8 protein-coding genes are annotated in these 7,294 nt (G+C 36.8%); 6 read left to right on the top strand and 2 right to left on the bottom strand.

The window, feature by feature from the left end; translation table 11 throughout:
- Window positions 1-321 precede the first annotated feature (321 nt).
- Entirely contained in the window at window positions 322-627 is a 306-nt protein-coding gene (locus BP621_RS06835) for a DUF3303 domain-containing protein (protein WP_292388705.1), read from the bottom strand.
- Window positions 628-1,418: 791 nt separating this feature from the next.
- Here BP621_RS06835 and BP621_RS06830 point away from each other — a divergent pair.
- From BP621_RS06830 to BP621_RS06820, 3 genes are all read left to right on the top strand, one after another.
- Window positions 1,419-1,919 carry a VOC family protein gene (locus BP621_RS06830; RefSeq protein ID WP_292388703.1) on the top strand — a complete coding sequence of 167 codons (501 nt, stop codon included), beginning with the start codon at window positions 1,419-1,421 and terminating at the stop codon, window positions 1,917-1,919.
- Window positions 1,920-2,853: 934 nt separating this feature from the next.
- Window positions 2,854-4,005 (top strand): site-specific integrase, encoded by a 1,152-nt coding sequence (locus tag BP621_RS06825; RefSeq protein ID WP_292388701.1) that lies wholly within the window; start codon window positions 2,854-2,856, stop codon window positions 4,003-4,005.
- Window positions 4,006-4,242: 237 nt separating this feature from the next.
- Window positions 4,243-4,785, top strand: coding sequence for a site-specific integrase (locus tag BP621_RS06820; protein WP_292388700.1), 543 nt, complete (start codon window positions 4,243-4,245; stop codon window positions 4,783-4,785).
- 128 nt (window positions 4,786-4,913) lie between these two features.
- Here BP621_RS06820 and BP621_RS06815 read toward each other — a convergent pair whose 3' ends face one another.
- The gene (locus BP621_RS06815; protein ID WP_292388699.1) at window positions 4,914-6,185 is read right to left on the bottom strand and encodes a hypothetical protein; all 1,272 of its coding nucleotides are present in this window, start codon (window positions 6,183-6,185) and stop codon (window positions 4,914-4,916) included.
- 166 nt (window positions 6,186-6,351) lie between these two features.
- On the opposite strand from BP621_RS06815, the gene BP621_RS06810 reads away from it, so the two are divergent.
- The 3 genes from BP621_RS06810 (at window position 6,352) to BP621_RS06800 (ending at window position 7,228) form a co-directional block, all read left to right on the top strand.
- A complete protein-coding gene (locus BP621_RS06810; RefSeq protein ID WP_292388698.1) occupies window positions 6,352-6,576 on the top strand; it encodes a hypothetical protein in 225 nt (74 codons plus the stop codon).
- On the top strand, window positions 6,573-6,740 hold the full coding sequence (locus tag BP621_RS06805; protein ID WP_292388697.1) for a hypothetical protein: 168 nt from the start codon (window positions 6,573-6,575) through the stop codon (window positions 6,738-6,740). Before BP621_RS06810 ends, BP621_RS06805 begins: the two co-directional genes overlap by 4 nt.
- 110 nt (window positions 6,741-6,850) lie before the next feature.
- A complete protein-coding gene (locus BP621_RS06800) occupies window positions 6,851-7,228 on the top strand; it encodes a hypothetical protein (protein WP_292388696.1) in 378 nt (125 codons plus the stop codon).
- Window positions 7,229-7,294: the final 66 nt, after the last annotated feature.

The following is a 7,294-nucleotide window of genomic DNA, read 5'->3' as shown; positions in this document are numbered from 1 at the left end:
AACTGGGGAAAAGCCGGCATTTATACATGCATTGGAATAAAACTTGCATTATCCCAGAAATGAACCCGAAATCGATGAAAGTTATGAAAGTTAATAGTTAGAATTGGATATCATTAAAAAACCAACCTGGGTACCGTTTGATCGCGGCGGGCCCTCTAACAGAAATAAAGTTAGAATTGACTATCATAAGAGAAGCTACAAAAATAGCAATTGAAAATGAAATGTTGAGTTATGCTATTCAAGGCTCAACTATCCAAAAATTTGGATAGTTATACATGTTTCACTTTTCTGAAATAAAGAATATCCGTAGTTTATACAGAATTATCTGGATTGCTCATTTTCTGGACTGCTTAATTTTTCTATCTGGTATACTGTGGACTTTTTAAAATCATTGGCCTCTATGACAGGAAACACATCAATCTGGCATAAATCAGTAAATGGCAAATTATAAGCCAGATAGTCTTTGACTGTTTCTACGTCAAACAGAGTTATCACACGGCCCCCTCCTGCATCAAACCACTGGTTAATAACCTTCAACCCATCTGGAAAAGCCATATTTTCTATCTTTTCCCATCGCTTAAATAACTCTATGGTATTTTTAGGATCAAAAGTTGTTATGTCTAACAATAACATATTTTTGATTTCCTGATCTGGTTTTGTAATCTATAATAATTTTATATGTACAATATAGCGCGTATTACTTATAATTTTTTTGTGTAAAGATTAGGGATTAAATTAAAAGAAATAACTTTAAAATTCCGCTTAGAAGTTATTTAAGGCCTCAAAAAAAGTGAGACAGTTTAAAATTTGTAAAATTTACCAATATCTCTAACAATTTAAGACTTAAGATTTACTGGCGCAATATTTACAATGCTTTCATGTTTTAGCTGACTTGCTGGAGTTCACTCCGGATTGTATTTTCCTGTGGATATTGCTGGCTCTCGACTTGCAACTTCGTTTTCGACAGGCGTATTACTTGTCATGAAAAGTGTTTGATATTGGGGAAATTATTATTTCAGCGGAGAAAATAAACGCCCTAAGATTAACAAGGAAAATATTCCGCACCCTTGGAGAAATCGGTGTTCTTCTGAAGCCTTTGCCCGAAGAATGAACCTGCCTCAGGATTCAGAAATGTGCGAGTATGTATGCGAAAGTAGAGCTGGATAGGCTTTATGAAAATCTGCAGAGAGGCCTTGAAGATATGGAACTGTTTACTGAATACATCTCCCAATTTTTAGCTAAAAATAAGAACAAGATTTTTTTTGAATTCTTTGATCAAAAGCCGCTCAAGAGCCCGAATCCCTTGCCGGTTTGATAGATAAGTTAAGTGTTAGAAAAAGGAAAGAGAGACAAAGTGAAAAAGCCGGTCTGGATCTTCTAGGTTCCTAAGAATTTCCTGAGAGTCCCCTAATAGTTTCATGACTTCTATATACCGTTCTGGATTAGAAAATTTAGTGTCTAAAAAAGTAAAACCTAAATTAATATATGAATATCATCCAAATTATCTAATAAGACAGGAGGTAATTCTCACGCCAAGAGTAATTCATTTTGAAATATACGCAGGAGACATTGCAAGGGCTAAGAAATTCTATCAGGATGTGTTCGGCTGGAAAATCGAGAGGTCGGAAGGTTCGATGGAATACTGGAATGTAATCACCGGCAATGAAGATGAGCCTGGAATCGACGGCGGTCTGATGAAAAGGCAGGGAAGAGAACCGGGAGCGGATACACCGATAAGTACCTATGTCTGCACAATAGGCGTCCCGAATATCGATGAATACCTGAGCAGGATACAAAAGCACGGCGGTAAAATCACTATGGAAAAAAGACCGATACGTGGAGTCGGTTGGTACGCATATTGCCTCGATACCGAGAGAAACATATTCGGGGTAATGCAGTCGGACGCGAGTATTAGATAAGCTCTTTTTTACCATATTTTTCTTGCTGACTCGGGTTCTCCATACTTCTTTCCCAGACTCTGTTTTTCACTTCATTTTACTGCAGAACCGCTTCAGGGAAAAATGATAGGAGCCATTACAGGGCAAGATGGGTGAGACTATACAGCTCCAAGAGATACCAGAAGAAGAGGAACCGTTACAAGGTAAAATGCTAGGAACTATCCAGCATCAAGAAATACCAGAAGAAGAGTCACTTTCGACTAATGGGGCAAAATAACACCAGCATGCCTGATTATCTAAGGATGGTGTGGAAAACTTATCTGGAATGGACATGGGCATGAGTAACGTAAGGGTGCATTATAATTCGGATAAGCCTGAAGAAGTAGGGGCGTTGGCGTAAAACAGGGGATGGGTATCCATGTGCCTCCGGGCCAGAAGAGATATTTACCGCATTTTTGATATGATTCTGCATTCCATCATTGTCTCATCGAAGAAAAAGCTCATACTAATAGTCTATGTAATAGTTGACGTAACAAACACATGGTTGTGCATTAGTAAGTGGCTGATATTTTTTCTATGAGTATTTTTACGAAGTTGTATAGTTCTCTAAGCTTACCTGCTTACAGAAAATTGAGTGTGCACAAAGCAGAAAACGAGAGCAAAAAGCGAATGTGTGAGTACTCTGGAAAATATTAACTGACTATTGAGAAATCACCAGTAAAAGAAATAAAAGTAAAAATCTTAGTGTACAACATAAATAAAAATATTATAAATTCAATGTGGATGAAATTGAGGATTTCTACAAAGCCGCAAAATCCAACGTTAGATGTAAAAAAGTTAGTGCGAGGGGTGGGATTCGAACCCACGAATACCTTCGTAATCAGATCTTAAGTCCGACACATAATATGATATCGGATTAAGATAATTTTTTATAGATAGTGCACGTTTTATTATTATGAGAAGCTGGCCAAATTTTCAAGAATTTAACCAAAAATTGGTAGACGCATATATTCGACACGCAAGGTTAATGGGGAAGAAGGAAAGAACTATTTTTGGAGAAGTCTGGTACATTAAACCATTTACAGATTTTACAGAAAATAAACCCTTATGGCAGATTACACCTGAAGACGTTGAGAACTATGTTCTGCATAGAACTGAAACTAGGAGCAAGACAACTGTTCATAATGGTATTATAGTGCTCAAAAACTTTTATAAGTGGTTCAATGCTAAAGGTATAAATCTATTGGAGCCAGGAACCACAGTTTCAACTGCCCATCTCTTTGATGGCATAAAAACAAGGCAGCCTAAGAATTACTTACCTGTAGACGAGCTAATTTTAGCTGAGGATGTAAAAGAACTCAGGGATGCTGCAACTTCGCAGAGAAATAGGGCTATTATTATGTTCCTCTGGGATTCTGCTGTTAGAATGGGAGAACTTATTAACACAAATATTGGGCACGTGCAATTTGACAAATATGGAGCAGTAGTAATAGTCAATGGGAAAACAGGTATGAGAAGGATAAGGCTTATTGATTGCGTTCCTGATTTGCAGTTATGGATTAATATGCATCCTCTCAGGGATGATCCTGAGGCTCCCCTGTTCATTACGGATAGAAAATATAAGGGCAAATATCGCAGACTTGAGTCTCAAACTATAAACAATATGCTGAATGGGCTAGCAAAGAAAGCTGGGGCTAAAAAGAATATTCATCCTCATGCTTTCAGGCATGGAAGGCTCACAGATCTTGCCATGAGAGGATTCAATGAAATGGAACTGCGCATTTTTGCAGGGTGGACACGAGAAAGCAATATGCCTGCAACATACCTTCACCTTTCAGGAGCTGATATTGAAAAGAAGATCCTTCAAAAGAACGGCATCATAGAGGACGATACAAAAGAAAGGGAAGAGAAGCTCAGGCCAATAGATTGTCCCCGATGCAAAACAAGAAACCCCATAGGAGCAAAGTACTGCTTCACGTGTTCCATGGTTCTGGATCACAAGTTAGCGGTGGAAGTTCAGGACGTAAAAACTGAAACTATAGGACAGGTTGACAGTACTATGATGTTAGAAATCATGAACTTTGTAAAGAAATTTAATAAAAAATGATAACCGGTTTCATTGCTATAATTTAATTATTTTAGTTTTTGATATTTTTTTGAGAACTTTAAATTTTTGATTAAAGCACTTTTATTTTGCCCTAATTTTGCCTTAATATCCTATTAAAGACGTAATTCCTAATTATTAATTTTAGATTCTGATGTATTTTTCAGACCTTTTAAAGGTAATAATTATTTTTCCACTATTTATGTACCTTTATAATTTACCCAGTCGGCTCAGAAGTACATGCATCCTTTAAGAGACAATCCGAACACACCTGTGTTTATCACAGAACGGAAGTATGAAGGAAATTACCGGAGACTCAATGAGCAGACTGTAAATAATATGCTTAAAGGACTTGCCGAAAAAGCTGGAGTAAAGAAAAATGTTTATCCCCATGCTTTTAGGCATGGAAGGCTTACAGATCTGGCAAAGAGAGGATTTAACGAAATGGAATTAAGGATATTTGCAGGTTGGACCAAAGAAAGCGGGATGCCTGCAACCTACTTTCATCTTTCAGGAGCAGACATTGAAAAGAAACTGCTTGCTCAGAACGGGATTATTGAAGATGATAGTAAGGAAAGGGAAGAGGAGTTAAAGCCTGTTAACTGTCCTAGGTGCAAGACAAAGAATCCAGCAGGCGCAAAATACTGTTTTACCTGTTCCATGGTTCTGGACCACAAGCTTGCTGTGGAAGTACAGGACATAAAAACTGAAACAATAGGGCAGGTTGACAACACTACTATGTTAGAACTTCTGGATCTCGTAAGGAAACTCAGCGCTAAATAATAAATGTGTTCAATGTGAAAAGAAAGTAAATTAATGTATAATGTATTAAAATGCTAGCAAAATGCTAGCGTAATGAGGTCTCTAATTCGAAATAAATATTACTGAAATTTGAGGGTCCGCTCATTGAATCAATTGTCCTCTAAATATTCGGTAAGGTGATGATAATTATGTAACTCCAACAACTCACGCAATACCTCTTTCGAGTCATCTGAAATTTTACTCAAAATTGAAGGCATTTTATATTTTGCCATAAACTCGCTTATAATTTCGTGTTCGTTAAAAATTGAGCGATTGAGTGCAGATTCCACGAGTCTATAATCTTTCTTCTTAAGTATATCCTTGTACTCTTTTCTATACTTCTTAGTTTTTTCCGCAAAATCTAATTCTTCTGGCAAATCACTATCATTTAAGATATCCTGGAAAAGGAAAGATTTAAAAAGTAAATTAAAATATATGTCTTCAAATGTCTCCTGCTGTTCTTTAATCAAAAACAACAATTTAGTCATTTTCTGGCACATGTCTTCATATTCATCGTCCGTTTTTAGGATTTTTGTTAGTTCAATATTGCATAATTCCGGAACTTTTTCTTTAAATTTATCAAGAAAACTTTCTATCCATTTTTTGGGCACTTCTGGATATTCTGGATCATTAGAAAATTCTGGATCATTAATTAGATTTTCAACTCTTACCTTGACGATCTCGATGTTATCTTCTATGAATGAATCCCCGTGTTTATTTTTTAGTTGTTCTTTTGGCATTCCAAATGTCCGCCAGACATAATCTGTGTATATTTCTTCCCTTTGCTGGGGTTGAGCCAATTCTTCCATTGTTTTCCGGAATCTTTCGTAAGACATTTCAAAATTAAATTTGCCTTTAATATATGTAGCATTACATTCATTTACAAGTTTTTTAATTTGGGCTTCGTCTTCAAACCCTTGTTCGTAACGGTAATATTTCCGGATTTTAGAAGTAAGCGATTTCAAATCTGTATCCAAACACGCATTAAAAAATGAACGCGACATATATAACCGGATAAAACAATATATATACCCAGGTGAATTGATATCGTATCCAAAGTTCCGGAGAATTAAGTTTATTGATTTCTCATATTTGTTAAGTTGTATTCTATCAGTTGTTTCTTTGATATTTTTTAAATGTTTGATTTTTGTGATATCCCACAAATTATATTTACGACGACCTTTTTTAACAGTTTTAGTCAACTCTATACACTGAAATTTTTCCGATAATTCATGCAAATGCCTATTAACGTTTCCTGAGTGGCCATGTATTTTTTTCCTCATTTGCGCTTCTTCAATGGGTCCTTTATTATTAAGAATAAGTTCTATAATTTTGGACTTCGTTCCGGTTTCCTCGATGTTAGCACCTTTCTTTCTAACCATAATGTACAATAAGTTTAATAGTATTTAAAATATCTATTATAATCTGCTTTTTCATTAACGATATCAATTAACTGAGTAGTATATAAAACATCTATGATTAATATGAATTAATTACAGAGATTCTTTTTATACAAAGCTGGGCATAGACATTTTGGAGGTCGTTAAAATGAGCTTCAGTTTTGGAAATAGAAAAATCCAAAAGACTTCGTACAGCTATCTCTGCCCACTCCCTGCAGCGTGGGCAAAGAACGCAAAATTAGACCAAAGCAGTTCAGTGAACATTGAACTGATGGATGACAATTCGTTGAAGATAACACCCAGCTCCACAGGCCCTGCAAGATCTGAGAGAGCTGAGTGTGCTACACCAACTGAAAGGAGAGATGCAGCATGAAAACAACGCTACCAGAAAATAAAAACTTTGTCGCCTGGGCAACTCAAACCTACTCGACGAGAAAGGAAGCAGTTAATTTTCTTGAAAACAGTTCTGATCCGTTCGAAAAGGCTCTAGGAACAATCATCAAAAGATATGCAGGATGTGAGGAACACGAAGCATAAAAAAGATTGCCCTGGTGGCGAGAAATGGCAGGGTAAGAAATTCCCGACAACTTTTGACCTAGGACCAGACGAAATTGACACTTCGCAGTTCCACGACTGTTCGCAGGTGTATGGGAGAAATTGTCCTGTTTGCATCAAGGGGGTGCTTTTACCTGAAGCTCGATAAAATTAATTTTTTCTTTTTCATCCTGCACATATCTGTCCGATATTTCCAATACCTCCACGATGAACCACACACATCAAAAAATATGCAGGGCATGAAGGATACGCAGCATAATATAGGGCATTATAGGCCAGAGGTCCTTTTCATACAGGAGCTTAGAGCAAAGAAGGAGTGGGCCAAAATGGCTCTTCGAACTTTAATAAAATTCTGCAAAAAGCAACCTTCAAACTGCAAAATGAAAAGCTGCTCTCAGTGCTGCAGTATTGGGGGGAAAAACCTCTTTTTAAGGCCGCTTAGGAGGGATTATCAATATCTCCCCAAGTAGACCCAGAGGATAATGATGCTGTAATCAGAGCCCAACGGCGCGATCTGCAAATGCTCCAGGCACTTA

It is taken from the genome of Methanosarcina sp. UBA5, assembly GCF_002505485.1.
Taxonomy (GTDB): Archaea; Halobacteriota; Methanosarcinia; order Methanosarcinales; family Methanosarcinaceae; genus Methanosarcina.
The sequence above is the reverse complement of the archived record's forward strand: the minus strand, read 5'-3'. Positions and strand labels throughout refer to the sequence as shown.